Annotated in this window: 25 protein-coding genes; 14 read left to right on the top strand and 11 right to left on the bottom strand. The window is 51.6% G+C overall.

Going from position 1 to position 25,558, the window contains the following annotated elements; translation table 11 throughout:
* From QWY20_RS02815 to QWY20_RS02790, 6 genes are all read left to right on the top strand, one after another.
* Nucleotides 1-711 carry an ABC transporter ATP-binding protein gene (locus QWY20_RS02815; RefSeq protein ID WP_330127515.1) on the top strand — a complete coding sequence of 237 codons (711 nt, stop codon included), beginning with the start codon at nucleotides 1-3 and terminating at the stop codon, nucleotides 709-711.
* A complete protein-coding gene (locus tag QWY20_RS02810; RefSeq protein WP_091342302.1) occupies nucleotides 704-1,942 on the top strand; it encodes an ABC transporter permease in 1,239 nt (412 codons plus the stop codon). The genes QWY20_RS02815 and QWY20_RS02810 overlap by 8 nt, the downstream gene beginning before the upstream one ends.
* Complete coding sequence (locus QWY20_RS02805) at nucleotides 1,935-3,068, top strand: sensor histidine kinase (protein ID WP_330127514.1); 1,134 nt, start codon at nucleotides 1,935-1,937, stop codon at nucleotides 3,066-3,068. The genes QWY20_RS02810 and QWY20_RS02805 overlap by 8 nt, the downstream gene beginning before the upstream one ends.
* Entirely contained in the window at nucleotides 3,046-3,777 is a 732-nt protein-coding gene (locus QWY20_RS02800; protein WP_330127513.1) for a LytR/AlgR family response regulator transcription factor, read from the top strand. The genes QWY20_RS02805 and QWY20_RS02800 overlap by 23 nt, the downstream gene beginning before the upstream one ends.
* A gap of 108 nt (nucleotides 3,778-3,885) precedes the next feature.
* Nucleotides 3,886-5,112, top strand: a complete 1,227-nt coding sequence (locus QWY20_RS02795) for a sugar phosphate nucleotidyltransferase (protein WP_330127512.1) — start codon at nucleotides 3,886-3,888, stop codon at nucleotides 5,110-5,112.
* 446 nt (nucleotides 5,113-5,558) lie between these two features.
* Nucleotides 5,559-6,227 carry a DNA-methyltransferase gene (locus QWY20_RS02790; protein ID WP_330127511.1) on the top strand — a complete coding sequence of 223 codons (669 nt, stop codon included), beginning with the start codon at nucleotides 5,559-5,561 and terminating at the stop codon, nucleotides 6,225-6,227.
* 78 nt (nucleotides 6,228-6,305) lie between these two features.
* On the opposite strand, the gene QWY20_RS02785 is transcribed toward QWY20_RS02790, so the two are convergent.
* The gene (locus QWY20_RS02785) at nucleotides 6,306-7,757 is read right to left on the bottom strand and encodes a KAP family P-loop NTPase fold protein (protein ID WP_330127510.1); all 1,452 of its coding nucleotides are present in this window, start codon (nucleotides 7,755-7,757) and stop codon (nucleotides 6,306-6,308) included.
* A 263-nt stretch (nucleotides 7,758-8,020) separates the two neighbouring features.
* Here QWY20_RS02785 and QWY20_RS02780 point away from each other — a divergent pair, with 263 nt between their 5' ends.
* Nucleotides 8,021-8,407 carry a hypothetical protein gene (locus QWY20_RS02780; protein ID WP_330127509.1) on the top strand — a complete coding sequence of 129 codons (387 nt, stop codon included), beginning with the start codon at nucleotides 8,021-8,023 and terminating at the stop codon, nucleotides 8,405-8,407.
* A 59-nt stretch (nucleotides 8,408-8,466) separates the two neighbouring features.
* Here QWY20_RS02780 and QWY20_RS02775 read toward each other — a convergent pair whose 3' ends face one another.
* A complete protein-coding gene (locus QWY20_RS02775) occupies nucleotides 8,467-9,387 on the bottom strand; it encodes a tRNA/rRNA methyltransferase (protein ID WP_330127508.1) in 921 nt (306 codons plus the stop codon).
* Nucleotides 9,388-9,491: 104 nt separating this feature from the next.
* Between QWY20_RS02775 and QWY20_RS02770 the strand changes: the two genes are divergently transcribed.
* Nucleotides 9,492-10,343, top strand: a complete 852-nt coding sequence (locus QWY20_RS02770) for a 23S rRNA (adenine(2030)-N(6))-methyltransferase RlmJ (RefSeq protein ID WP_330127638.1) — start codon at nucleotides 9,492-9,494, stop codon at nucleotides 10,341-10,343.
* A gap of 4 nt (nucleotides 10,344-10,347) precedes the next feature.
* Nucleotides 10,348-11,142 (top strand): S1/P1 nuclease, encoded by a 795-nt coding sequence (locus QWY20_RS02765; protein WP_330127507.1) that lies wholly within the window; start codon nucleotides 10,348-10,350, stop codon nucleotides 11,140-11,142.
* Here QWY20_RS02765 and QWY20_RS02760 read toward each other — a convergent pair.
* The 5 genes from QWY20_RS02760 to QWY20_RS02740 all read right to left on the bottom strand — a co-directional run bounded on the left by QWY20_RS02760 (nucleotide 11,139) and on the right by QWY20_RS02740 (nucleotide 14,107).
* Nucleotides 11,139-11,780, bottom strand: a complete 642-nt coding sequence (locus tag QWY20_RS02760; protein ID WP_330127506.1) for a hypothetical protein — start codon at nucleotides 11,778-11,780, stop codon at nucleotides 11,139-11,141. The genes QWY20_RS02765 and QWY20_RS02760 overlap by 4 nt on opposite strands.
* Nucleotides 11,773-12,333 (bottom strand): sigma-70 family RNA polymerase sigma factor, encoded by a 561-nt coding sequence (locus QWY20_RS02755; protein ID WP_330127505.1) that lies wholly within the window; start codon nucleotides 12,331-12,333, stop codon nucleotides 11,773-11,775. Before QWY20_RS02755 ends, QWY20_RS02760 begins: the two co-directional genes overlap by 8 nt.
* 34 nt (nucleotides 12,334-12,367) lie before the next feature.
* Nucleotides 12,368-13,012 (bottom strand): energy transducer TonB, encoded by a 645-nt coding sequence (locus tag QWY20_RS02750; RefSeq protein WP_330127504.1) that lies wholly within the window; start codon nucleotides 13,010-13,012, stop codon nucleotides 12,368-12,370.
* Nucleotides 13,013-13,078: 66 nt separating this feature from the next.
* Entirely contained in the window at nucleotides 13,079-13,624 is a 546-nt protein-coding gene (locus QWY20_RS02745; RefSeq protein ID WP_330127503.1) for a hydrolase, read from the bottom strand.
* A gap of 156 nt (nucleotides 13,625-13,780) precedes the next feature.
* Nucleotides 13,781-14,107, bottom strand: coding sequence for a DUF440 family protein (locus QWY20_RS02740; protein ID WP_330127502.1), 327 nt, complete (start codon nucleotides 14,105-14,107; stop codon nucleotides 13,781-13,783).
* Between the two features lie 100 nt (nucleotides 14,108-14,207).
* Between QWY20_RS02740 and QWY20_RS02735 the strand changes: the two genes are divergently transcribed.
* Together QWY20_RS02735 and QWY20_RS02730 are read left to right on the top strand one after the other, a co-directional pair.
* Nucleotides 14,208-15,050, top strand: a complete 843-nt coding sequence (locus QWY20_RS02735; protein ID WP_330127501.1) for a putative RNA methyltransferase — start codon at nucleotides 14,208-14,210, stop codon at nucleotides 15,048-15,050.
* A gap of 50 nt (nucleotides 15,051-15,100) precedes the next feature.
* Nucleotides 15,101-15,517: a DUF3429 domain-containing protein gene (locus QWY20_RS02730; RefSeq protein WP_330127500.1), complete on the top strand. Its 417-nt coding sequence runs from the start codon at nucleotides 15,101-15,103 to the stop codon at nucleotides 15,515-15,517.
* A 15-nt stretch (nucleotides 15,518-15,532) separates the two neighbouring features.
* Here QWY20_RS02730 and QWY20_RS02725 read toward each other — a convergent pair whose 3' ends face one another.
* The 4 genes from QWY20_RS02725 to QWY20_RS02710 are packed head-to-tail and all read right to left on the bottom strand — an operon-like array spanning nucleotide 15,533 to nucleotide 21,581.
* Nucleotides 15,533-16,711: a serine hydrolase domain-containing protein gene (locus QWY20_RS02725; RefSeq protein ID WP_330127499.1), complete on the bottom strand. Its 1,179-nt coding sequence runs from the start codon at nucleotides 16,709-16,711 to the stop codon at nucleotides 15,533-15,535.
* Nucleotides 16,712-16,716: 5 nt separating this feature from the next.
* Nucleotides 16,717-17,205 (bottom strand): hypothetical protein, encoded by a 489-nt coding sequence (locus tag QWY20_RS02720; RefSeq protein WP_330127498.1) that lies wholly within the window; start codon nucleotides 17,203-17,205, stop codon nucleotides 16,717-16,719.
* Nucleotides 17,206-17,235: 30 nt separating this feature from the next.
* Nucleotides 17,236-18,927 carry an NAD-dependent malic enzyme gene (locus QWY20_RS02715; RefSeq protein ID WP_330127497.1) on the bottom strand — a complete coding sequence of 564 codons (1,692 nt, stop codon included), beginning with the start codon at nucleotides 18,925-18,927 and terminating at the stop codon, nucleotides 17,236-17,238.
* 29 nt (nucleotides 18,928-18,956) lie between these two features.
* A complete protein-coding gene (locus QWY20_RS02710) occupies nucleotides 18,957-21,581 on the bottom strand; it encodes a S8 family peptidase (protein ID WP_330127496.1) in 2,625 nt (874 codons plus the stop codon).
* Nucleotides 21,582-21,760: 179 nt separating this feature from the next.
* On the opposite strand from QWY20_RS02710, the gene QWY20_RS02705 reads away from it, so the two are divergent.
* From QWY20_RS02705 to QWY20_RS02695, 3 genes are read left to right on the top strand one after another with little or no spacing between them, the layout of a single operon-like run.
* Complete coding sequence (locus QWY20_RS02705) at nucleotides 21,761-23,200, top strand: efflux RND transporter periplasmic adaptor subunit (protein ID WP_330127495.1); 1,440 nt, start codon at nucleotides 21,761-21,763, stop codon at nucleotides 23,198-23,200.
* A complete protein-coding gene (locus QWY20_RS02700) occupies nucleotides 23,197-23,946 on the top strand; it encodes an ABC transporter ATP-binding protein (RefSeq protein ID WP_330127494.1) in 750 nt (249 codons plus the stop codon). The genes QWY20_RS02705 and QWY20_RS02700 overlap by 4 nt, the downstream gene beginning before the upstream one ends.
* Nucleotides 23,943-25,172 (top strand): ABC transporter permease, encoded by a 1,230-nt coding sequence (locus QWY20_RS02695; protein WP_330127493.1) that lies wholly within the window; start codon nucleotides 23,943-23,945, stop codon nucleotides 25,170-25,172. Before QWY20_RS02700 ends, QWY20_RS02695 begins: the two co-directional genes overlap by 4 nt.
* The last annotated feature ends 386 nt before the right edge of the window (nucleotides 25,173-25,558 follow it).

The following is a 25,558-nucleotide window of genomic DNA, read 5'->3' as shown; positions in this document are numbered from 1 at the left end:
ATGGCCAGCAATGTGATCCGTTTGCACCAGGTCAATAAAAGTTACCTGATGGCAGACGAAATGTTTTATGCCTTACGCAATATTGACCTTTGCATTGCAGAAAACGATTACGTGGCCATTATCGGCCCATCCGGCTCTGGAAAATCAACCTTGATGAACGTACTGGGCTGCCTGGATACCCCAACCTCTGGCCAATACCAGTTGGGTGAACACGATGTCGCCACCCTGAATGAAACTGAACTGGCAGAGCTGCGCAACGAAGCCGTTGGTTTTATCTTTCAAAGCTTCAATCTGTTACCCCGCGCCACAGTGCTGGCCAATGTGATGCAACCCTTGGTGTATCGGCTGATGCCCAACAAAACCCGGCAAGCCATGGCACTCGAAGCATTGCAACGCGTTGGCCTGGCCGATAAAACCGGGCATCTTCCCAACCAGTTGTCCGGCGGCCAGCGCCAGCGTGTTGCCATTGCCAGAGCACTGGTCACCCGGCCTCGAATTTTGCTGGGTGATGAGCCCACCGGTAACCTCGACAGCAAAACCACCAAAGACATTATGGCCCTGTTTGATCAGCTGCATCAGGAAGGCCATACCATCATTCTGGTGACCCACGAGCAAGACATTGCCGATCATTGCCAGCGCGTGATCCGACTGGTCGATGGCCAGGTGGCCGAGGATATTCGAAACGATCAGGGAGCGCAACTGCATGTTTAAACTGCTTCATGCCAGCTTTGAAGGCACCAAGGCAGCTTTTGCTTCTATCCGCGCACATGCACTGCGCAGTGCCCTTACCACGCTCGGAATCATTATCGGGGTTGCCGCAGTGATTACCGTGGTGGCCATTATGCAGGGGCTTAGCCACAGCATTACCAGCCAGTTGGATGATTTAGGCAGCGATATGGTAACCTTACGCGCCTACACCCCCACCAACCAGCAAATGCTTGGACAGTTCAACCGATTGCACCATGATGATTTTCTGACGTTAAAGAGCCGGGTCTCTCAAGTCGAGGATATGACGGCCACCATGCAAGCCTTTAGCATGGGCTCCCAGGTACACTATGGCCGTAACAGTGCTCAAACCCAAATCATTGGCACCGACAGCAGTTATCAGAATGTGGTGCGGGTGTATCCGGAGCTTGGACGCTTTTTATCCAGCAGCGATGATGACCGCAGACGGCGGGTCGCATTTATTGGCAGTTCATTGATCCAAAAGCTGGATTTACCCGACAACCCGGTTGGCGAGTTCATTAATTTATCGGGCGACTGGTTCCGGATTATTGGCGTCGCCGAAAGCCGCGGCAGCTTGTTTGGCTTTGATCAGGACAATTACATCATTGCCCCCTTTAGTACCATTCGGGCATTGAATGGCGAGCGGGCTGCCCGCAACATTGATATCTTATTTCGTCCTGCTGCCGGAGCCAATCCTGAGCAGGTGCAACAACAAATGCGCAGCATCTTGCGACAGCGACATAAACTGGCGCCCGACGATCCGGATCCCTTCGAGTTTATTAGTGCCGAACGGATGATCGACCAATTCAACAGCATTACCCGCAGTATTACACTGGTAGCAGGTGGTGTGGTCAGCATCAGCTTATTGGTTGGTGGCATTGGCGTGATGAACATCATGCTGGTCTCGGTAACCGAGCGCACCCGTGAGATCGGCATCGTCAAAGCCCTGGGGGCCACGCCCCAGTTTATTTTGCTGCAGTTTTTAGTCGAAGCTCTGGTGCTGTCATTGTTTGGTGGGATTATCGGTTTGGCCCTGGGTGCAGGTATAGCCAGTTTTATCGGTCTAATGCTGCCCGCTATGCCAGAGGCACTGGTGCCACTGTGGGCTATCCTGTTATCCATTGGCTTTACGACCATGATTGGCGTGGTCTTTGGCTTAGCGCCAGCCATTAAAGCTTCCAGATTAAACCCGATTGATGCGCTACGTTATGAATAAGCCATCCTCTATCTGGCAGCAACACTGGCGATTGTGCTGGCAAAGCAGTAAGCCCTACCGTCTTGGGCAGGTGCTTACCTTTGTGCTTTACCTGCTGTTTTACCTAATTTATACCCTGCCGTTTTTGCAAGATGCAGAGCCGCAGTTGCTGCAGCTGTTTTTTGCGCGCTATCTGTTGGAAGCGACCGGTTTTATTGTCTTAAGTCACTTCCTGGTACGGCCACCTCTGCGCATCCATTACCAGCGTGGTTTTAGCTTAGGTGGAGTACTTCAACTATTTGGCTGGCTTAGCCTGGCTGCATTTTTACTGGCTTTGATAAGTACCTTTGCATCCGCTATCCCAGCGCTGGCTGAAACCAATATGCAGCAAGTGACTCTTGTCAATAAAGACAGTGTCGATGGCCTGCAAATGCAGTTCTCTCTGGCCACCTTAATCACTATGCTGTGGCTGATGCATTTCAGCTTATTTTTGTTCTGGAGCCTGGTGTACCTGGGCTGGCAGATGCGGCAAAGCCGTAAAGCCCTGGAGCAGGAAATGCAGCAAGCCCGCTTGCAGCAGCTGACCAACCAGCTAAGTCCACACTTTCTATTCAATACCCTAAACAGCATTCGGGCGTTGATTTTTGAAGACCAGCACAAAGCCGCCGATACTCTGACCCAGCTATCGGAGCTGTTCCGGGTGCATTTGCAAGCTCATCTGCGTCCCACCAGCAGCTTGCAAGAAGAGTGGCAGCTCTGTCAGACCTATCTGCACATTGAACAAATCCGCTTAGAGCAACGGCTACAGCTCACAGTAAACATCGATGACAGCCTGTGGCAGCAGCCGTTGCCTACCCTGATGCTGCTAACCCTGCTGGAAAATGCCATCAAGCATGGCATTAGCCCGAATCCGGAACCAGGTTTTATTGAGTTAACCGCCCAAAAGCTTGATACCAGCTGGCAGTTGTCGCTGCGCAACAGCGTCGGGGCCCAATCCAACCAAAGCTCTACCGGCACCGGATTGCGCAATTGCCACAAACGACTGCAGCTGATGCATGGCGACAAAGCCCGTATTCAGCTGGAACAAAGTAACACCGTGTTTCACATCACCCTGGAGCTGCCTTATGTTACGCACCCTGATCGTTGATGATGAGCGATTGGCCCGCAGCGAATTAAAACGTTTGCTAAAAGCTCACCCGGAGTGTCAGCTTATCGGTGAGGCAGCCAATGCCAAAGAGGCCTTAAAACTACTGGCGCAAGAAGAACCAGAGCTGGTATTTTTGGATATACAAATGCCGGAAGTAACCGGACTGGAGCTGGCCGCTACCCTGCCGCCACAGGTGCGTTTTGTGTTTTGCACCGCCTATGATAGCTATGCACTGGATGCCTTTGGCCTGAATGCGGTGGATTACCTGCTCAAACCCATCGCGCCAGCCCGGCTGGCTCAAACCATGCAGCGCTTGCAGGCAGACAAGCAGCCGGAAGCCAGCAACCTTGCAACCCACCAGCACTATCTGCCCGAACAGCATGGCATTTTGCTGAAATTTGGCGACATCAATCGAATTGTGCGCCTGCATGAAATCATCCGCTTTGAAAGCATCGGCAATCATGCTGCTGTCTATACCCCGCATGGGAAAAGCTTTTTGCACAGTTCACTGGCCCGGATTGAACAAAAGCTAAATCCAGAGTATTTCTTTAAAGTCAGTCGCTCCGATATAGTGCGGATTGACGCCATCGCCCATATTGAACCAGGCATCGCCACTGGCAGCCTGCTGGCAGTACTCAATGATGGCCAACACATTGAAGTAAGCCGGCGCCAGGCACAACAACTCAAGCAATGGTTTTCGGCGTTTTAAATCCAATTTGTACAAAATATCACCATTTTATATGATGCAGCTCAAAGCATTCCTGCCAGCTTTTGCTATACCTAAACTCCATCATCAGCAGACTAGCGGAGTAGCAGCATGGCACAGCAGCATCAGCGGTTGGGGTGTATTATTCTGGCCGGAGGCCAGGGCAGCCGCCTGCGGCCACTCACCAACCACTGCGCCAAGCCTGCCATTCCATTTGCTGGCCATTACCGGGTCATTGATTTTGTGCTCAGCAACTGCATCAATTCAGGTTGCGATGAGCTCTGGGTGCTCGGACAATATCAGGTAGACGGTTTGCACCACTACTTGCACCAGCAATGGTCGAAACAACGATGCCCGGCCGATCTTCATCTGGTCAAAACCAGAGAAAGTAAACTCAAGGGCACTGCCGGTGCGGTGTTTCAGCAACTGCAACAGTTTGAATACAGCCAGGCGACCCACCTGTTGGTGCTCAGTGCCGATCACGTATACAAAATGGATTTTCGCCAGATGCTGGACTTTCATCTGAAACACGATGCCTGCATGACCATAGCCGCTATGCCGGTGCCGGCTGAGCTGGCTCCACAATTTGGTGTGATTGCCATGGACAGCAACCAACGCGTCACCGGTTTTTACGAAAAGCCGAGGCTACACCAAATTAAGCATCTGGTTGATAGCAACGGCATGGTGCTGGTGTCGATGGGTAATTACCTGTTTAACCGCTACTGTTTGTTTCAGTCGTTGCAGCAAGATGCAAAAAAAATGCTGTCCCGCCACGATTTTGGCCACGATATTATTCCGGCTATGCATCCGAAAGAGCCAGTGTATGTCTATGATTTTTCAAATAACTTGGTACCAGGTGAACGCCAGCATTACTGGCGGGATGTCGGCACCCAGGATGCATTTTTCCAGGCGCATATGGATTTACTGGGGCCAAACCCGGCGGTCCGGCTGCACAATGAGCACTGGCCGGTCTTTGGTAAAGAACCGGTGGCCCCGAGCTACTTTGCAGGTTCCAGTAATAGCAACATCCAGGACAGCCTGATTGGTGCCGGCTGCGAGCTTTCGGCCGCCAGCATCCGCCACTCGGTCATTGGCAGCCATTGCCGTATTCATCAGGGGGCGGAGCTGGAAGATTGCGTGTTGATGGGCCAGGTCGAGGTGGGTGCCAACAGCAAATTGCGCAACGTGATTGTAACCGAGAACTGCCGTATCGCTGAACACAGCAGCATAGGTTTCAATGCCAGGCTCGATAGTCAGCGCTATCAGCGACTGCCGTCTGGCCTGGTGATCGTCAGTAGCAATCAGGCGGGTATCAGCACTTTACATGATCTGCACTAGCCAGCATGCTGGCGGTACCACTCGCCAATAATTAACGCATATTACCTCCCAGACAAATGTAGCTACACCATTAAAATTTAGCCACAAAGAGTCACGGAAATTTTTCATCACTAGTAGAGATTGACTTGAAAATAGCCAATTAGACCTTATATATTATAAGGCTTTATAAACATAGGAGTTAAAAAAATGCCAGACTTGTCTAAAGCTAACTGTCCGTGCAGAGGTTGTACCAAGAGAGCAAATACCAAAGAAGAAGTAGTAAGACTTTTTGGTCTCAGAAACATGGGAGACGGAACAATAAGAGTTCAATCATATTGTCGAGAATGTAGGATACTTCACTGCAAAGCTAATCATCCAAAATGTATATAGCCAAAAAATTGGCAGGGTAGTGTTGTTCCTGCCTTAATATGTTAGATTACGTACTTTTGCTGTTTCCGGACTGATAGATGCCTTATATTTTTAAGTTAGATGCCGTTGAGTGGTTAAGTAATCTTGCAGATGAAAGCATCGATCTATTTATCACCGATCCACCATACGAATCACTTGAGAAGCATCGAAAAATTGGCACGACCACCCGCTTGAAGAAGAGTAAGTCCTCTAGTAACGAATGGTTTAATATATTTCCAAATAAAAGATTTGAAGAGCTATTCATCGAAATTTATCGTGTACTCAAACGTAATTCGCATTTTTATCTCTTCTGTGATCAAGAGACAATGTTTATAGCTAAACCCCTAGCTGAAAAAGCAGGCTTCAAGTTCTGGAAGCCTATTGTTTGGGATAAGTGTTCGATTGGAATGGGATATCATTATAGAGCTCGTTATGAGTTCATACTTTTTTTTGAGAAAGGGAAAAGAAAACTAAATGATCTCAGCGTGCCAGACATATTAGAATTTAAGCGTATTTGGCAAGGCTATCCCACAGAAAAACCTGTCGGCCTTTTGGAGATATTAATAAAACAAAGCTCTAATGTGGATGAATTAGTAGCAGATGCATTTTTCGGCTCTGGCTCCACTTTGATCGCAGCAAGTAACTTATCCAGAAGGTATCTTGGGTGTGATATTTCAAACTCTGCACACGAACACTTCATTGATCGACTAAAAAGTCAAGAAAGCTAGCTCTCAAAAATTTCAGTTATAGTTCATTACAAAATTAAAAGTTATAGCCGACAGATTTGATGTGTTTTCTTTTCAAATTTACTTAATCAGTCCTGCAAGTTTGACTATTTTTTGATAATCTTCCCACAACCAAACTCTTGCACTTCCATTATCCGAATACTCATTAAACAAGTTACCAATATTAACTAACGCTTTTCCAGATAATCCATTAAATTTACTCTGGCTACCGATAAAATTTATTTTATAATTACCTAATACATCTAGCTCAACATCACGTCCGAAGTTCCCTTGCTGTCTAACTTTATGCTTAACTGAACAAAGCATGCTCAATTCATAAAATTTTGATAGTTTAGTAGCATTTCCTCCTGAACCAACAGTAAAATCATTAAAGTTACCTTCAATTATTGGAGTATAATTCTTTCGCTGGTTAAATCGTTCGAAATCTTTATCAAATTCGATAATTGCTACAATTAATGAAAATATATTTATTACTTGCACTCGCTGTGAAGATTCATAGCTACTTAATGCGGACCTTAAGCAAGCATTAAACTTATTTATCAATTGATCTAGATCTCTTAAACTCAACGTATAAGCTTTCCCTAACCAAGCTAAGTATTCATGCACACTCTCTAATACAGAGTTTTTCACATCTGGATAAAGGACAACTTTGTCATCATAATTATCAATCGACAGCATTGATAGTTTTACATAACTTTCTAATTTAGGCTCATCCATCCTGGCTTCTCTATTAAAGAAACGCCTTAAATAAGTTGTTGAGTCAAACTCCGATCCATAAACAGACTTTATTGACTGTCGTAACTGTTGTGTATCAGTCGCCACAACAAATACGAAGTTTTTTGTAGTAAAAAAATGCTTAATAACTTCAAGCATTTCAATTGCATAGCTTGGACGACACCTGTCCAACTCGTCGACTAAAACGATTACTGGAAGTGAAAGTCCATAATTTTTATTGATTACTTCAGCTAGATTTCCTAATTCACGACGAATGCACTTTATAGCCTCAATCTGCTCAACATGCTCATGCTTGATATCATCAAGAAAGTCATTTGGCTTTTTCTCAAATAATGCCTTAGCCATCTCATTTCCGATGGTTGTATCTGCTAAAAGATGCTTAGACAATAAGCCGGCACCGCCTATAATTGCTCCTTTTACAGCCTTACCTAAAAATTCGCCGACCTTAGTTAACTCAGCTCCAATATGGTCGTTTACCGTAGAAAGCTGGCTCAATAATTCGCTTGATACAACAGATAAAGGCATCTCGGAAAAATCACTTTCCCAAGCATCAATATAAATTACCGGATGATCTTCACTGATGAATAAAGAATACAGTCGTCTAAGAAACTCGGTTTTTCCTGTACCCCAGGCACCGTTCAAATTTAGAACAAAACCATCGCGCTCACCCATTAGGTAATTTTTAAGGAACTTGCCATAATCACCACGATCTAATTTGCAATTATCAAATGTATATTGACTTAGCCATTCCTTGTGTTTGCAGTTTATAGTCTGCATGTAGTAAATGTTCCTTATAAAGTGAATTACGATTTATGCTTTTCTAAAAATCATTCTAAATCTAGAAATGTGAACGTTGTCACTTAATTATTTATACAGTAATTCTGCATTATATGTGTTGGTTCTTGTTGGCTACCTGAGGTATCCCCACAAATGGGCTAGTTAAAACAAAAATTTAGGCGAGAAGGGAACATTCATGGCCGTTCACGATCTGATCTTTCGCCAAAAAAAACATACCACTAACAGCCATGAATGTGAAAACTATGCTCGCTCATTTTCTCTCTTTTGTCACCCCTACACGGATGCATAAGACCAGATTTTCATCACTACTTTCGGCAACGCAAAGCTTGCTGCAGCATCAGCGCTGTACGGTTACCGCAATTGGCCGGGGCATTGACAGCGATACCTGCGAAAAATACAGCATCAAACGGGCAGACCGGCTGCTCAGCAACAACAAACTCCTGGCTGAAATGCCTTGCATCTATGCATTGATGACCAGAGCAATTCTGGCAAACAGTAAGCACCCCATCATCCTAGTGGACTGGAGCAATGCCGATACTAAGAAGCAGAACCACATTTTACGAGCCAGCCTCGCCTTGGAAGGTCGCTCACTGACCTTGCTACAAATGGTCGCACTGGAAAAGAGCTGATACTATGGGCTTTAAATTCGTGGGGATCCCTCAGGTTGGCTACATACATATGGCCTTATTCATTTCATTTTCGAAATACTACCATGCTGGCGGTACCACTCGCCAATAATCAAGGCTGCCGCTACACTCACATTCAACGATTCAACCTGATCTGTGCCGGGGATCCGCAGCAGGGTATCGGCTTTTTGTGCCACCGCTTTGGAAACACCAAACATCTCTTCGCCAAACACCATCACCGCTTTGGCTGGCAAAGTCGCTTGATACAAAGACTCGCCCTGGTGACTGGAGGTGCTCATCAACTGATAACCAGCCTGACGGCACAGCAGCAGCGCTTCCGGTAGCTTTTCACAGTGCACCGCCTGCACAAACTCGGCGCCACCGGCTGCAGTGCGTACCGACGCACCCGAATACAGCAACTGCGCCTCCGGCAACAGGATGGCTTTGACACCAAAATGGGCGCAGGTACGGGCAATGGCCCCCAGGTTGTGCGGGTTACTGACGCCATCCATCGCCAGGATCAAATCACTGTTGGCGTCTTTTTGCTGACGCAGGTAACGATGCAGCGGCAACGACTCGGGTTGCTGCACCAGCATCACAATACCACCATGGTGCTGACTACCAGCCAGCTTATCCAGCTCGGTATCCTCCACCAGGTGATAAGCCTTTTTGGCTTTGGCCAGGTACTTCATCATGGCGGCACATTTTGGCGCCTGCTGTTGATTCAGATACAACCGGATAATGGCTTCCGGCCGCCTGGCAAACAGCACCTGACAGGCTTTTTCACCATAAATTTTTTGCTCGGCCGCCCTTGGCGATACCGCCCGCTCTGGCGCTGCTTTCGCTGTTCTGGCAGCCGCTGGCTGCGTAGGCCGCTTGGTTTTTTGGGAGGCATTCTTGCTGGATTTCTCGGCCCAGGGTTTTGCGCTCTTGGCACGCGCGGGGCGGGCAGCAGGACGTTTGGAAGAGGGAGCGCCGGACATAAACAACCTTGAGATGCATAAAAAACGCTATTGTAGCAGCTGGCATGACAAAACCACCAGAACAGAGTATGCTAGCGCCCCCTTTTTATGACTGGTTGTTTGCCATGCTCAGCTATCGCCACAGCTTTCATGCCGGCAATTTCGCCGATGTGCTAAAACATCTGGTGCAGGTTGCTATTCTTGAATACCTAAAGCGCAAGGATAAGCCGTTTTGCTACCACGATACCCACTCAGGGGCTGGCCTGTACAGCCTGAGCGGCGAACATGCCAGTAAAACCGGCGAGTATCAGAGCGGCATTGGCGTGTTATTTAACCAGGCGGTGCCAACGGCGTTGGAAGATGGCCCGGTAGGGCGTTATTTGCGTCTGATGCAGCAATTGAACCCGGACGGTGCGCTGGAGTTTTACCCGGGTTCACCATCCATCGCCGCTCAATTACTAAGACCGCAGGATGCGCTGCAACTGACCGAGCTGCACCCAACCGATTACGGCTTGCTGAGCCAGCACCTTGGCAAACGCAAACACTGCCGGATTGAAAAGATGGATGCCTGGGCCGGGATCAAAGCCATGCTGCCACCACTGGCACGCCGCGGTCTGGTATTGATCGACCCGCCTTATGAACTCAGCCATGAGTACGACGATGTGGTCAAAGGTCTGCAGCTTGCACTGCAGCGCTTTGCCACCGGTTGCTACGCCATCTGGTACCCGGTGATTGACCGGCCTCATATCGAGCGTTTTGTGGCCCAGGTTGCCGCCCTGCCAGTGACAGACCTGCTGCGTATTGAGTGGTGCCCCAAAGCAGACAGCGCAGGCTTTGGCATGACCGGCAGCGGCATGCTGGTGATCAACCCACCTTATTTGCTGGCCGAGCAATGCCGGGCCTTTCTGCCCTGGCTGCAACAACAGCTGGGCGATGCCGGCCCGGCGCAGGTGACTCAATTGATTGCGGAGGCGTAACCGAATGCGTGTTTTATTGGGACTCTTTGTGCTGCTATTTTCCGGCGCCAGCCTGGCTTTTGGTCAGATTGGCCATCGCATGATTTGCGAACTGGCCTATGAGCAACTGTCTGTCAGCCAGCAACAACGGCTGGATGCATTGTTGGCGCATACCGACTTTGACAGCTTTCCGCCGGCCTGCGTCTGGGCCGATCAACTGCGTGGCCAGGAGCAATACGACTTCGCAAGGCCGCATCATTATGTCAATATCCGCCTGGAGGATCAGGCTGTTAGCATGGACCATTGCCCGGACTATGGCTGCGTACTCTCTGCCATTAACGAGCACTATGCCTTGTTACAGCAAGACAGTCAGTCGGCCAAAGCAGCTGAGTCGCTGAAATTTCTCAGTCACTTTGTCGGTGACTTGCACCAACCCCTGCACGTTGGCTACGATTTTGACCGCGGTGGCAACGACATCGGTGTGATTTTTATGGGTGAAGTACGCAACCTGCATGGCATCTGGGATACCAGTATTTTGCTGCAACTGGGCTTTCGTGATTACCAGGCCAGCATCGACCGGTTACGCCCGCGCTTGAATGAAACCAACTTGCAGCAATGGCAGCAAGGCGATGTGCTGGACTGGGCCAATGAGTCGGTTGCCATTGTCAAACAGATCTACGCAGAGCACCAGCCTGGCAAGCCGCTGGATGAGCGTTACGCCTTGCATCACCAGCACACCATCGAAACCCGCTTGCTGCAAGCCGCAGCACGGCTGGCCTGGCTGCTGCAGCAACTTTGGCCAGAGCCTGAGGCGAATTAACCTGCCCTAGCAGGCAGTACCAACACCCTGCCCGCTTTGCTTTGCGGGCAATGCAGCACCTGTTCGGTGGCCCGGATCGCCAACACCTGGCCATTTGCCGCCAATTCCAATTCCACCCATTGTGTGCCTCTGTAGGATGGAATGCTTTGCCCCAGCTGCAATTGGGCCACCAGCTCCTTGCTGAGATTCAATTGCAATTCATCGCAAATCGTCAATTGCCAACTGGCCTCCTGCTGCTGCAACTGCGCTGTGCGGGTGTATATGGCGTGGCCTCGTTGCAATTGTTCTTGCTGACGTTGCCACAGCTGCTGCAACCTATCCTCACGAGCTGCCTGATGAGTGTCTGCCAAACGGTGATACTGCACCTGCTGGTAATCCATACTGGCCGTCAATTCAATCTGGTACAAATCTGAGGTTGGCGACCATGGCATCCAACTGAGCAACAACAGCATGGCAGCACAGCCTACCACCAACTGCGAGAGCTGCCACCAGCTTCGCCAGGCAGCAGGCTGCTTGTCTCTGGCTTCGCACTCGGCCAACAGCTGGCGTTTTAACATCGCTGGCATCTTATGCGCTTGTTTGACCTGTTGGTACAATGACTGCAGCGCGTCATGCTCAGAAGGTGTCTGCTTATTCATCATGCTCTCCCACACGCGCCTGCAAAAATCGACGCGCATAGCGCAGCCGGCTTTTCACAGTTTCGTCCAATTCGTTGGTAATCTTTGCAATTTGCCCGACCGAGAACCCTTCCAGCTGCAACATCAGCGCCTCCCGTTGCAGGAAGGGCAACAGCCGTAAAGCGTGTTCAAAACGCTGCTGCCGCGCTGCCGGACAAGATGACGAAGATACAGATTCTGGTTGTGCTAACTGCTCCGGGCAGGTCGATGATTGCCAGCGTTGCTGCCGCTTTAATTCATCCAGCAAGGCATTTCGGGCCATACTGAACAGCCAGGTTTTGAAACGGCTGTCCGCCCGAAAGCTGTGTCTTTTTTCCATCACTTTCAGCCAGGTTTGCTGGCAGATGTCCTGCGCCAGAGTTGGATCGGACTGACGCAAGATAAAGTGGTACAGATCATCGCCACAGTGCTGGATTAAACCATCCAGCCATTTTGAGGCACCCGTTTTCTGATAGTGTTGCATCAGTTGGTCCGGGCACAAGGTGCCAGCCCAGCTCAGGGGGATCGACAGCATAGGCACACTCCTCTTACCAGTCTGTTGTTTCAGCTTAGTTGGCTTCCAGCGTAAAATCGAGTTGTACCTGCAGGTTGGTTTGCTTTACCGCTTTGCCATCAATGACCTGAGGTTGATACTTCCAGCGCCGCAACGCCCGCATCGCTTCCCGGTTAAACACATTGGCCGGCTCAGCTGCCAGTACTTCAACATCCTGCACATTGCCTGCCTCATCCACGTTAAAGCGCAGCTGTACCCAGCCACTGATGCCCTGACGGGCAGCATCCACCGGATACCTTGGCTCTACCCTGACCAACGGATTGGCACTGGCATCTCTCAGACCTATCCCTCCCCGGCTAGGCGGATCGACCCTGAAACCGTCAAATCCAGGCGTAAAACGCGTGGTCAGATCCACCAACTGATCGGTTGGCTCTGAGTGCATGGTCATCACTTCGGGCTGAATGATGTCCGGACGCGGCGGCAGAGGTTGGCGAATCACGGTAGGTTGTTCCTCCGGCGTTTGGTAGACAGTGACAGCAATGCTTGGCTCAGGCGGCGGACGAACCCCGATTGGGGCTTTTACCAAATGGTGCATCAATAAAAATAAGGCAAAAGTCACGCTGATTGCAGTGCAAAAGCACAAGCTTAAACGGGACAATTTGGCAGCAGTGAACGGCTCGGGGTAGGTGAAACTGGTCATAGCAAGACTCCTCAGGGTGGTGTTATTGCTTAGACGACTGAGGAGTCCAAATGGGGTTAAATTTTTTTAACGGATCCAACCCTGATGAATGCGCTTAAAGGTTTCGGTACCGGCGCATTCCAGCCATTCAAAGGCCAGCATTTCCCGGTTAATAATGACAGCACCGGCTTGTTGCATCCGCTGCAGCCCTTGTTGTTTGTGCAAGGGATCGCGCGAGCCTACCGCATCTTCCACCACATACAGCTGAAAGCCTGCCGCCAGCAGATCCAGCACGCTTTGCAGTACACAGACATGGGTTTCAGTACCCAGCACAATAATCTGCCTGCGCTCTAATTCAATGAGCCTCTGGCGAATGGCCGTTTCTTTGTAGGCACTAAAATGCATTTTCTGCAGCACTACATCGCCGGGCAGAAGCTCCGCCAATACCGGGACTGTATGGCCTAAACCGGCCGGATATTGCTCGGTAGCCAGAATCGGCACATCCAGTTGAAGGGCAACTTGCAGTACCCAGGCCGCAGCATTCTCGACCTCACGGTTATCGGCAATGGCAGGTGCCAGCCGCTGTTGAATATCAATCAGTAGCACCAGGCTTTGGTCACGGTCTATCAGCATAGCGTTCTCCAGGGCAAGTATTCGAATAGAGTGACAAAACCAGCGCCCTGTCGCCAGTCGACCTTGGTCGTAGCAGCGATTGACGAGGTCGTTAGTGCCCGCCCTGAAAGGCGGGTAGTCACGCAGTGCAGGGATGCCGTTTCAGAATAAAACTAGTTAGCTCTGGCCGCGCCACTGCGCAAAACACTCGGACTCATCTTTGTCTTTATTCAGCAGTAAACGGGCCAGTACCTTATCGGCTTCGCCGGCTTCAGCGGATAAACCAATCCAGGCTTCAACGTAATCGCCATCGGCAAGGGCCAGCGGATAGAGCTCTTCCCAGCTGTCATCCGGGGTTTTTAAATCAACAAAACCGCGGCTCAGATGCTGTTGCTGGTACTCGGTGTAGTCAGCGGCACTCAGGTTGTCTGAGGCCAGTTCTTCAAAGATATCAAAAGCGTGATCGCACAGCTCATCCAGCGACCACTGTAAGTGATTTGACATGGTAATGTTCCAAAGAATTTCGCTGACCTTATGATAGCAAGTTTCCCAGCAAGACACAGCCTGATACTATAGCAGCATTGTAATTGCACCGATAAACCCAATGACCAGCACTTTGCCTCACGCCAGTTCTTTGTACCGCTGCCCACTGTGCCATGAGCCACTCACCGCTGAACATAGCGAGCCAGCACAAAGTTCCTATCGTTGTGTAAACCGGCATCACTTTGATCTGGCTAAAGAAGGCTACCTCAATCTGTTGCCGGTGCAGCATAAAAACTCGAAGCAACCGGGTGACAGCAAAGCCATGCTGCAGCAACGGCGACAGTTTTTAGAGTCCGGTGCCTATCAGCCTTTGGTGCAGATGCTGAGTGAGCAGTTCCAACAGTTGGCACCCAGCCAGGTATTGGACTCAGGCTGCGGTGAGGGCTATTACAGTGGCCAGTTGCAGGCAGCTTTGCCAGACACAGAGTTTGCTGGCATGGATATCTCCAAAAGCGCGATTCAGCTGGCAGCAAAACGCTATCCGAACATCGCCTTTTGCGTGGCCAGCGCCAAGGCGCTGCCATACCGCGATCAGCAGTTTGACGCCATGCTGGTGCTGTGCGCCCCCTTTGAACTGGCCGAGGTAACACGGTGCCTGCGCCCTGGTGGTCATCTACTGCTGGTGAGTGCGGCACCGGAGCATTTATTGCAGTTCAAGCAAGCGATTTACTCCGAGGTTCGGCTGCACAGCGATGCGATCCAGCCCCAGCCAGGCTTTTTGCACCAAAGGCGCCAACACTGCCGCTTTGTGTTGGAACAGCTAGGGGCAGATGCGTATCTGAGCCTGCTGGAGATGACCCCGCTTGGCTGGAAACTGCCTGCAGAGCAAAAGCAGCAACTTTGCCAAAGCTTGACGCAGCTGCAAGCCGATTTCTATATTGATAGCTACCAGTATGGATCCTGATGACAATAAGGGCCGTATGGAATAAAAGATGAAGTAAACAGGAGTACACTGTGAGCTACCCCCGTATCCTTGGATTTGCCGGCATTCTGCCCTTTTATCTGAGCCTCTTGGCCGTGCTGTTATGGCCGCAAAGCCAGTTGGCGCTGGTCGCCCTGATTGGTTATGGTGCGGTGATTTTAAGCTTTTTGGGGGCTGTACATTGGGGCATGGCGATGCAACTGCCGGATCAAACCCAGGCCAGACGCAGTTATGTATTTAGTGTAGTGCCCACTTTGCTTGGCTGGCTGGCATTGATCTCCCCCTACCAACCAGCGCTGATTGTGCTGGCTGCCGGTTTTGGCTGGGTCTGGCTGCGTGAGTACCAGAATCCCCCAGCGACCATGCCTGCCTGGTACCGCCAACTGCGGGGGATCTTAACGGCTGCCATTCTGCCTGCGTTAATTTTAGGCGCTATCTTTAGTGGTTAACCGCACTGCTGGCTTTTAGTCCTCTTCCGTGGTGAGCAATTCGCTGAGTTGCTCTGCTTCGGCTAAATGAATAGCATCAAACACTCTGGACCAAAAGTAGGTACTCAGTTCGCTGACAATATTGCTTTCGGCATTGAGCAAAATCACCAGGCCTACCTGACGGTCCCGTGAATAAGCCACGTCGGCTCGGAAGCCCCGCACCCAACCGCCATGGTACACCAGCTCTTCATCGCCAAACTGATAGACCCGCCAGCCCAGTGCATAATGCGCATCCCGGATAAACTGCCGCCAGTGACCGCGGCGTAAATCCCGCACCGTACGCACCCGCTTATCGGTGATGTTGGCCAGTAAATGCTCTGGCATCACCTCCGGATAATGGCCCAGTTGTGCCATCACCCAGTGGCTTAAATCGATGGCGCTGGCATTCACCCCGGCAGCGGGTGCAAAGCGGTAGTAGCTTGGTACCACGGTACTCTGGTACCAGCCACCCCGTGCCCGTACATGCGGCATGGCTTTGTTTTCTGTCGCCATAAAAGGATCCATCCCCACAGAGGCGGTTGGCATCTGCAAGGGCTCGAAAATCAGCTCCTGCATCAGGGTAGCGTAATCTTTTTGGGTGGTTTGCTGCACTATGGGTTCAATCAGGCTGAACAGCACATTCTGGTAACCATAGCATTCGCCGGGGGTACACATCGGATCCAGCTGTCTGAAGTGCGGCAGGATCCGCTCTGGCAACACATTGGCTTCAATCATGTTGTCGTAGGCGTTGGGGATCACACCTGTGGTTTGTGCCAGCAAGTGCTCAACTTGCAAGGCTTGGTTGTAGCGGGCAGAACGAAACGAGAAATCCGGTACATAATTCACCACAGGATCATCCCAGTTAAAGTAGCCCTGCTCTGCCAGCACCGCTGCCAAACCTGCGGCAAAGGTTTTGGACACCGAAGCAATCCGAAACACCGTAAAAGGATCGACCGGATCAGTAGAGCCCCGCGCCCGCACACCAAAACCACGTACCCGCACAATCTGATTGCCTTCAATCACGGCGTATACGCCACCCGGGATCTGATGCTCGGCCAGTTGCTGCTCAAAGTGTCGATCAAAATACTCGGCCACATCAGCAACCGGCGCTGCCTGCAGTGCGGCGATGAAGCTAACACTGATGAACCCAATAACTGTGCAGACAAGTGTTTTCATAAAAGCTACTTAAACTCTGCCGTCTGACGGAACAAAGGCTGCTCGTTCATAAAAGGGACCTGTTCAGCCGCATGACAAGCCATACAGGCAGAGCGTGCTTGCAAAAAGCTACGCTGGATCTTGGTTTTATCGCCATCAGCCAAGGCTTGCGTCAGCTCTGGCCAGGCCGTTTGCAAAAACATCGTTTTGGCATTGTCAGCCCGGCCAGGTCGCCGGAAGTAGCCCAGCTCAATGGCAGCACCCAACTTATCCCAGTGATAAGTGGCCAGTGGGTAATTTTCATCCACAATCGCATCGTAGCTGTGCTGATAACGCGCGCCGACCTCAGCCATAGCTCCGGAGAAGCCTGCAAACATCTTTTCAATCCGGGCAAAGCGCTCTTTATCAGAGGCGGCTTCCAGCAACCAGTGGTTACTGCTTGGCAACTCTGAACCTTGAGCCAGATTACAACCTAACATGAGCGTCAGGGCTAGCGTTATCATCGATGTTTTCATCGGTCCCTCCGGTTCTTTTTGCTTCAGGTCTTAGAAGCTTACGCGTTTATACTGGCGGTATTCAGGCCGCCAGAAGTTGGCCTCGATGCTATCCTGCAACTGATTGTCACTGATTTCAAGTGCCAAACCCTGTTGCTGCGCTACTTTGCCCACGGCAAAGGCAATACGTTTGCTAAGCTCAGCCAAAGCAGTCAGCGATGGCAGCAACTCCCCTTCACCGGTATTGGCCAGTGGTGAGGCTGCACCCAGGGTTTCACTGGCGGCCATCAGCATCTCATCACTGATGCGCTTCGCTTTTACCGCAATCACACCCAAACCAATGCCCGGGAAAATGTAACTGTTATTGCACTGTGCTATCGGATAGCTTTTGCCCTGATACTGCACCGGCTTAAAGGGGCTGCCGGTGGCGATGATCACATCGCCACCGGTCCAGGCAATCACTTGTTCCGGGGTCGCTTCTACCTGACGCGAAGGATTACTCAGCGGAAAAATAACCGGTGTTTTGCAGCCTTTATGCATGGCCCGCACTACCTGCTCACTGAAAAGCCCCGGCTGACCAGACACCCCAATCAACACAGTAGGCTCGGCGCAGTGCATCACATCCAGCAGCGAGGGATAATCGCCACTGTAGCTCCAGTCAGCTAAGGCCGCTTTGGACTGCACCAGCTTTTGCTGGAAGTCCCGCAAATCAGCCATACCCTCGCTTAATAAACCAAAACGATCAACCATGTAAATACGGCTGCGCGCTTCTGCATCCGTCAGGCCCTCGGCCATCATCTGGGTAATCACTTGCTCGGCAATACCACAGCCAGCAGAACCAGCACCGACAAAAACCACTTTTTGCTCAGACAACCGCTGCCCCTTGGCCCGGCTTGCGGCCAGCAAGGAACCCACGGTCACCGCAGCGGTACCCTGAATGTCGTCGTTAAAGCAACAATAACGATCGCGGTAGCGCTGCAAAATCGGCATGGCGTTGGGCTGAGCAAAGTCTTCAAACTGCACCATCACATCCGGCCAGCGTTTGTACACCGCCTGCATGAATTTTTCGACAAAAGCATCGTACTCAGCCTGACCAATGCGTTTGTGCCGTGCACCCATGTACATCGGATCGTTCAGTAGCTTTTCATTGTTGGTGCCCACATCCAGTGCCACCGGCAGCGTATAGGCCGGGCTGATGCCGCCACAGGCGGTGTACAAGGACAACTTACCGATGGAGATACCCATGCCACCAATACCCTGATCGCCAAGGCCCAGCACCCGTTCCCCATCCGTCACCACAATCACTTTTACTTTGGGCTTGGTGGCGTTGCGCAAAATCGCGTCCAGTTGATCGCGCTCTTCATACGAGACAAACAAACCACGCTTACTGCGGTAGATATCAGAGAACTTTTCACAGGCATCGCCTACCGTAGGCGTGTAGATAATCGGCAACATTTCCGGCAAATGCTGCTGCACCAGACGGAAAAACAGTGTTTCGTTTTTATCCTGAATAGCCCGCAGATAAATGTGCTTGTTGATGGTGCTCTCAAAACTGGAATACTGCATGTAGGCGCGCTTGACCTGCTCTTCGATGCTCTCGTAGCGCGGTGGCAATAAACCAGTCAGATTAAAGGCCTCGCGCTCTTCTTTACTAAAGGCGCTGCCTTTGTTGAGCAATGGCGTTTCCAGCAAAGCCGGGCCGGCATAGGGAATATAGAGCGGACCTTGGTGCCTGGTCGTCATAACTGCGGTTCCTTATCCTGAAAATCTGTTCATAAGCTGGCGGCGGAGTATACCCGATTGCGCCAGCAGCGGCCAATCATCAGCACAAGCAACGCAGGGAGGAGCCAGAGCAAGCCACCACCAGAGCTACTGCTTGCCCCGGCGCCCCGGGCCTGGGGTTGCACGGTAATGCTGACTTCGGCGCTGCTGCTGGTGCGCAAATCGCTGGCCGTCAACCGAAAACGCAGAGTTTGCGTCTGAGCAGAGACCGGGCTGATAAAGCTGGCTTGCAGAGTCTCCGTGTTGCTAAGCTGTACAGTCGGACCTGAGATTTGCTGCCAGCGATAACTTAATAGTTCGCCATCGGCATCGCTGGCACTGCCTTGCAATTGCACCTGACTGCCAGCACTGACCGTGCGGGCGGTGCCGGCAGACACTACAGGAACCTGATTCGGGCAATCCTGATTCACGTCCAAAAAGCCAATGGCTTGCAGCCACTGGTAATAAGCGCTGTTGCGTGGCTCACACAAGCGGGTATCCAGATAGCTAAAGCCTTGCAATTGGTTAAGTTGGGTAAGACTTGCTGGCAAAGTACCCTGCAAATTATTGTCCGACACATCCAGCCAGTTCAGGTTGGTTAAATTGCCAACCACCGAAGGCAGGCCACCACTGAAAAAATTATCGGTCAACACCAGCTGTTGCAATGCATTCAATTGCCCGAGGGCTGCGGGTAAAGCGCCACTGAAGCCATTGTTACTCAGATCAAGCTGTTGCAAGCGGCTGGCGGCTTCAATGCTGGCAGGAATGGTACCGGTCAGGCTGTTTCCTGCCAGATCCAGCACAGCCAGCATTGGCAGCGCGCTAAAATCAAGCTGGAACTGGCCGCTTAGGTTATTTTGCGCCAGTTCCAGCACTGTAATGTCACCCTGCTGACAACTGACACCATACCAGTCGCACACCCTATTGTGCTGCAACCAGCCACTGCGTTCAAACCAGCCAGGCCCCTCGGTTTGATAAAAGAAGGCCACCAGGGCATCGCAGCTGGCGAGCGGCACTTGGGTCACATTTTGTTCGGCGCAAAAACTCATTTGCTGCATCTCTACCCGCACCTCGCCATCCGGGAATTGCAGAGTGGCTGGCGTGCCATCAAACCACCAACGCCCGCTATGAATGCCATCACCAGCAAAGCGATCCTGGTTGCTCCCGTCATCACGCAGCACTATGCGCTCGTCAGTGGGTATCACCACAATATCTGCGACTGGCTCGGAGCCAAAGCAATTGATACCAAGCAGCTCAATATCCAGCCAACTATCCGCCGTTAAATACACAATATCGGTAGTGGGTTTGAGCCGCCGCAGCAACTGCTGGGAGGTGCAGCGAAAGGCGCCATCATTGCCATCCGCCGCCAAGGCAAGCTGGCCGGTCATGGTGTAACGCTCAATGCGGCTGTCACTGGCAGCAGCACTACCCACCAACAGATGATGTTTCAAGGCCTGGGTATCCAATTCGGGCCGGGCCGATTTTAACAAGGCAGCCAAACCGGTGACCACCGGGGCCGCCATCGAAGTGCCGGATGAGATGGCATAACCATTGTCCAGATGCGTGCTCACCATACGAACACCAGGAGCAGACAAACTAACATGAGCCCGACCAAAGTTACTGAAGTCAGCCAATTGGCCATCCTCATCATGCGCCGCCACACTGATCACATTCGGCAAATCAAAAGCGGCCGGATAAAATGGCAGGCTGCTGGCGCTGTTGCCGGCACTGGCGACAAACAAGATACCAGCATCATGGTGTCGCTGCACCGCCTGATACAGGGCTTCTGAAAAACTTGGCGAGCCCCAGGAGTTGTTGGTGGCAACGATCGGAATGCCATGATTCACTTTTAAATCGAGAATATAATCCAGGCACTCGATGGCATCGCTGGTAAAACCCTCTCCTAAGTCATCCAGGAATTTGCACGGCAAAATCTGCAGCTGCCAGTTGACCCCGGCGATGCCTCTGTTGTTGTTGCCTGCTGCCGCAATAATGCCGGCGATCAGCGTGCCATGGCCATCATCATCCATTGGATCCGAGGTATCGTTAGCGGTATCTATGCCGCGGATATCGTCAATGTAACCATTACCACTGTCATCCTGACCATTGACTTGCTCGAGCGGGTTCTGCCAAATATTTGCGGCCAGATCAGGATGATTGTAATCGACCCCCGTATCAATCACCGCCACCACTAATTGTTGATTGCCGGTAGTTTCTGACCAGGCCTGCTCCGCCTGAATACCTGGCAATGCCTGCAAATACCATTGTTGGGAATAACGGGGATCATTCGGCAGCTGGGTCTTGCGTACTTTGTAATCCAGCTCGACCGAGCGAACGTCCGGCATGGCCTGCAGTTCTGCTTTAGCTTGTTGCAGGCTGATACCTGCCGGACGACGCACCACGGCTTTTTCTGTAAATTGGCTAAAACGCCTGGCTTGCTGAAGTTGCTGCTGCAACGGCTCGGTTAATTCCGCCTGAATTGATTGGGCTTGCAAACGCTCGTTGCCCGCTGTACTGGTGGTAAAGGTTATGATCAACCGTTCAGGATGATAGTCCCTGGCCAGCGGCTCAGCTTGAACCGATGCCAGACTTACCCCCAACATCAGCCCACCAAACAACCATGCACTTTTGCTCATCAGCAACCTCTTTCAATCTACCACTCTGTAATCATAGTACCTTAGTATGCGACCAAGCGATCATTTTTCAGGGTAAAGCACACAGCTTTACACAACCTTTACGCTGTATGGTATTGGCGCAAAAAGCAAAGCTTTCTATAGTCTGCATATAACCAAGTGATTGGAATGAGGAGAAGTCTGTGCGCTATTGGATCAGTGCGGCTGTGGTAGTCGCTGTTGTTGTTTTCTTATGGTGGCCATCGTCCTCCAGTGAGCGATTAGTCTATCAAACTCAGGCACTAAGCCGTGGGGATATCGAAAGTGTGGTCAATACCGCAGGCACTACCCGGGCCGTGGTCACGGTGGAAGTGGGCTCGGAAGTATCCGGCCTCATTACCGCAATTTACGCTGATTTTAACGCCGATGTCGAGCAAGGGCAGCTGATCGCCCGGTTGGATGACCGTAGCTTTCAGGCCCGGGTTCGCCAGGCCGAAGCCGATATTCAAATGAGCGAAGCCAATGTCATTCAGCAAGAAGCCAATCTGGTAAAAGCCGAGGCTGAACTAGTGCGACTGGAGCGGGCTTATCAGCGCCAGTTGCAGCTGATGCAGCAGAATCTGACCAACCAAACCGAGGTGGACAATGCACTGGCCAATTATGAAGTGGCCAAAGCGCAAATCTTAGTCAGCCAGGCTCAGCTGCAAAGCGCCAAAGCCCAGCTGACACAGCGCCAGGCGCAACTGGAGCAACACCAACTGGATTTGGATCGCACTCAAATCCGTTCACCGGTCAATGGCACTGTGATTGACCGTCAGGTGGATGTTGGTCAAACCGTGGCCGCCAGTTTATCGGCTCCCACCCTCTTTACCATTGCGCAGGATTTGTCGCAGATGCAAATCGAAGCCGATGTCGATGAAGCCGATATCGGCAAAATCGAAGCCGGCCAGCAGGTGCGCTTTCAGGTCGATGCCCACCCGGACCGGCAGTTCCAGGGCGTAGTATCGCAGGTACGTAAAGCCGCCACCAATGTCGCCAATGTGGTGACCTACAAAGTGATTATTGATGCACCCAACCGCCAGCAGTTGTTGCTGCCGGGGATGACGGCAAACTTAAACTTTATCATTGGTCAGCAGCAGGATGTACTGCGCATTCCGAATGCTGCGCTGCGTTTTCGCCCGGCGGGTGCGCAGCAAAGCGGCCAGCAGCCGGCTGATCGCACTGCCGAGCTGCTGCGTCAACTGGATTTACCGGCCGATAAAGAACGCCAGGTACGGCGCATGCTGCAAGAGTTTAATCAGAACCTGCAGCAACTTCGTAGCCAGCAAAGCAACAACCCGATGAGTAACCCTCGCCAGGCGTTTCAACAGGCCCGCCAAGCGCTGACCAATGAACTGCGACTGGTGCTGAGTGAGGAAGAATTCAGCCGTTATCAGAGCCTGATGGCCGAGCAACGCCAGCAAACGCAGGGCCGCGGTGAACAAGGCCGCATGGCCGAGGTTTGGGTGCTAAATGCCCGCCAGGAGCCTGAACTGCGCCGGGTGCGGGTGGGCCTTGCCAACGATGAGTTTACCGAGCTGCTTTCCGGCGAACTCAGCGAACAAGAACAGGTCATCGTGCGGGCGGTGAGGACAGAGCGATGAGCCAGCCGGTCATTGAAAGCCTGGGGCTAACCAAAACCTACCGCATGGGCTCGCAGCAAGTGCAGGCACTGGCAGGGGTGGATGTGCAAATTCAGCAAGGCGAGTTTATTGCCGTAATGGGCCCGTCGGGTTCAGGCAAATCGACCTTTATGAATATGCTGGGCTGCCTGGACTCGCCCAGCTCCGGGGAAATCCGCATTCAGGGTGAAAACGTCACCCATTTATCCGCCGCCGAGCTGGCCCGTATTCGCAACCGCTACATCGGTTTTGTCTTTCAGCAGTTTAATCTGCTGCCCCGCACTACAGCGCTGGATAACGTACTGTTGCCGCTGTTGTACCGCAAGGATCACGATGGCAATCAGGATTTTGCCACTGAGTGTCTGCGCCGGGTTGGCCTGGCCGAGCGGATGGACCATCACCCGTCCCAGCTCTCCGGTGGTCAGCAGCAACGGGTCGCCATTGCCCGTGCTTTGGTCAATCAGCCCGCTGTGGTGCTGGCCGATGAGCCCACCGGCGCTCTGGATACCGAAACCGGCCTGGAAATCATGCAGTTGTTTCAACAACTGAATCAGGAAGGAAAAACCATTGTGCTGGTCACCCATGAGCCAGAGGTGGCTGCTTTTGCCAGCCGGCAACTGATTTTCCGCGATGGCCGTTTGCAAAGTGACAAACGGGTAAAAGCCGAGTCTGCCAGCGAGCATTTAGCCCGCTACCGGGCACAGAAACAACAGGAGGGGCTGGCATGAAATGGTGGATGCTATGCAAGGTGGCCTGGGTGGCCCTGCAGGTCAATTTAATGCGCAGTATCCTGACCATGCTGGGCATTATTATTGGTGTGGCCGCGGTGATTATTATGCTGGCGTTAGGGGCTGGTGCTCAGCACGAGGTCGATCAGCAAATTAAGAACCTGGGCGGCAATGTGTTTGTGGTGTTTGCCCGCGGGCGTGCCAGCTCGGGGGCCCGTGGTGCCAGCGGTTCGGTGCAAACCTTAACCGAAATGGATGCCGAGGCCATTGAGCAGCAAATTCCTCAGGTCAGTGTGGCAGCGCCGACCATCTGGGCCAATGCCCAGGTGATTTACGGCAACATGAACTGGGCGCCGAGCGTGCGTGGCGTCGATAACCGTATTTTCCCGGCGCAAAACTGGCAACTGGCGCAAGGCCGTGAGTTTTCAGCTGCTGAGCTCAGCAGTGCTGGCCGGGTGGCTATTATCGGTGCCACTGTCCAGCGTGAGCTGTTCGGTGCTTCCGATCCGATTGGCCAGACCATCCGGGTTGATCGTACGCCGGTTACGGTGATTGGGGTATTGGATGCCAAGGGTCAGAATACTCAGGGCAACGATCAGGATGACTTAATTTTTATGCCGCTGGATACGGTGCGTAAACGCATTGCCGGTATGACCTTAGCCAGCCCACGGGCTGTACGATCATTAATTGTGCAAGTTGCCGATGAGCGCGATATGGCATTGGTAGAGCAAGAGATGGAAGCCTTGCTGCGCCAGCGGATGCGCACCACCGGCAGCGATGCGCCTTTTCAGATCCGCAACTTATCGGAAATGGTGGAAACCCGTGCCCGCACCATGCAAATTTTTAACGGCCTGCTGGCTGCCGTGGCCTCGGTGTCCTTGCTGGTGGGGGGGATTGGCATTATGAATATTATGCTGGTGTCGGTCACCGAGCGCACGCGTGAAATCGGCCTGCGAATGGCGGTGGGCGCTGAGCCCGGCGATATTATGCGGCAGTTTCTCATCGAGGCCATGCTGCTGTGCAGTTTAGGCGGCACTCTGGGGCTGAGCATTGCGGTACTAGTGACCCGCAGCCTGGAGAAATTCGCTGGTTTCACCGCCATTATTCAACCGGAGGTGGTACTGCTGAGCATCGGCTTCTCGGCACTGATTGGCATTTTCTTTGGCTACTACCCGGCCCGCAAAGCCTCTAAGCTACAGCCGATTGATGCGCTGCGGCATGAGTAAAAAAGCGGCATGGGTAAAAAAGAAAGCGCGTTGATTCAACACGCTTTCTAACTATTTACCCAGAAAAATTAAAAATTCCCGGGCTGAACAAAATCGCACTGATAATAATTAATCGAAATGACTGCCAGTAGGTAATTTCTTTTAGTCTAAAGACTTCTGGCATTGTCCAATTCCACAACCACGCTAAAATCGCTGGCATTATAAATATGATAATAAATAATATAATTAATATCATCGATACTGCTTCAACATTAATCCCCACAGTTTCTCCTTTTTACCTATTTCGCGTTTATTAATTTTTTGCTTACCCTGCAGATACTTGGCCGTTTATCATGAAGGAAAGCCACCCTTTATGCCGAAATATTGATTCACTCAGCTATCATTCA

The organism is Alkalimonas cellulosilytica (genome assembly GCF_036325985.1).
Classification (GTDB): Bacteria; Pseudomonadota; Gammaproteobacteria; order Enterobacterales; family Alteromonadaceae; genus Alkalimonas; species Alkalimonas cellulosilytica.
Note: the sequence above shows the minus strand (reverse complement) of the source record. Positions and strands in the feature narration are given on the sequence as shown.

Excerpts from the sequence above, each read along its gene's own strand:
- QWY20_RS02700 (WP_330127494.1), top strand. The coding sequence starts at position 23,197 with ATGAGCCAGCCGGTCATTGAAAGCCTGGGGCTAACCAAAACCTACCGC.
- QWY20_RS02785 (WP_330127510.1), bottom strand. The coding sequence starts at position 7,757 with ATGCAGACTATAAACTGCAAACACAAGGAATGGCTAAGTCAATATACA.
- QWY20_RS02745 (WP_330127503.1), bottom strand. The coding sequence starts at position 13,624 with ATGCTGATAGACCGTGACCAAAGCCTGGTGCTACTGATTGATATTCAA.
- QWY20_RS02695 (WP_330127493.1), top strand. The coding sequence starts at position 23,943 with ATGAAATGGTGGATGCTATGCAAGGTGGCCTGGGTGGCCCTGCAGGTC.
- QWY20_RS02725 (WP_330127499.1), bottom strand. The coding sequence starts at position 16,711 with ATGAAAACACTTGTCTGCACAGTTATTGGGTTCATCAGTGTTAGCTTC.
- QWY20_RS02760 (WP_330127506.1), bottom strand. The coding sequence starts at position 11,780 with ATGAATAAGCAGACACCTTCTGAGCATGACGCGCTGCAGTCATTGTAC.
- QWY20_RS02750 (WP_330127504.1), bottom strand. The coding sequence starts at position 13,012 with ATGACCAGTTTCACCTACCCCGAGCCGTTCACTGCTGCCAAATTGTCC.
- QWY20_RS02755 (WP_330127505.1), bottom strand. The coding sequence starts at position 12,333 with ATGCTGTCGATCCCCCTGAGCTGGGCTGGCACCTTGTGCCCGGACCAA.
- QWY20_RS02770 (WP_330127638.1), top strand. The coding sequence starts at position 9,492 with ATGCTCAGCTATCGCCACAGCTTTCATGCCGGCAATTTCGCCGATGTG.
- QWY20_RS02775 (WP_330127508.1), bottom strand. The coding sequence starts at position 9,387 with ATGTCCGGCGCTCCCTCTTCCAAACGTCCTGCTGCCCGCCCCGCGCGT.
- QWY20_RS02710 (WP_330127496.1), bottom strand. The coding sequence starts at position 21,581 with ATGAGCAAAAGTGCATGGTTGTTTGGTGGGCTGATGTTGGGGGTAAGT.
- QWY20_RS02780 (WP_330127509.1), top strand. The coding sequence starts at position 8,021 with ATGCTCGCTCATTTTCTCTCTTTTGTCACCCCTACACGGATGCATAAG.
- QWY20_RS02800 (WP_330127513.1), top strand. The coding sequence starts at position 3,046 with ATGTTACGCACCCTGATCGTTGATGATGAGCGATTGGCCCGCAGCGAA.
- QWY20_RS02810 (WP_091342302.1), top strand. The coding sequence starts at position 704 with ATGTTTAAACTGCTTCATGCCAGCTTTGAAGGCACCAAGGCAGCTTTT.
- QWY20_RS02805 (WP_330127514.1), top strand. The coding sequence starts at position 1,935 with ATGAATAAGCCATCCTCTATCTGGCAGCAACACTGGCGATTGTGCTGG.
- QWY20_RS02815 (WP_330127515.1), top strand. The coding sequence starts at position 1 with ATGGCCAGCAATGTGATCCGTTTGCACCAGGTCAATAAAAGTTACCTG.
- QWY20_RS02720 (WP_330127498.1), bottom strand. The coding sequence starts at position 17,205 with ATGAAAACATCGATGATAACGCTAGCCCTGACGCTCATGTTAGGTTGT.
- QWY20_RS02765 (WP_330127507.1), top strand. The coding sequence starts at position 10,348 with ATGCGTGTTTTATTGGGACTCTTTGTGCTGCTATTTTCCGGCGCCAGC.
- QWY20_RS02795 (WP_330127512.1), top strand. The coding sequence starts at position 3,886 with ATGGCACAGCAGCATCAGCGGTTGGGGTGTATTATTCTGGCCGGAGGC.
- QWY20_RS02790 (WP_330127511.1), top strand. The coding sequence starts at position 5,559 with ATGCCTTATATTTTTAAGTTAGATGCCGTTGAGTGGTTAAGTAATCTT.
- QWY20_RS02740 (WP_330127502.1), bottom strand. The coding sequence starts at position 14,107 with ATGTCAAATCACTTACAGTGGTCGCTGGATGAGCTGTGCGATCACGCT.
- QWY20_RS02735 (WP_330127501.1), top strand. The coding sequence starts at position 14,208 with ATGACCAGCACTTTGCCTCACGCCAGTTCTTTGTACCGCTGCCCACTG.
- QWY20_RS02715 (WP_330127497.1), bottom strand. The coding sequence starts at position 18,927 with ATGACGACCAGGCACCAAGGTCCGCTCTATATTCCCTATGCCGGCCCG.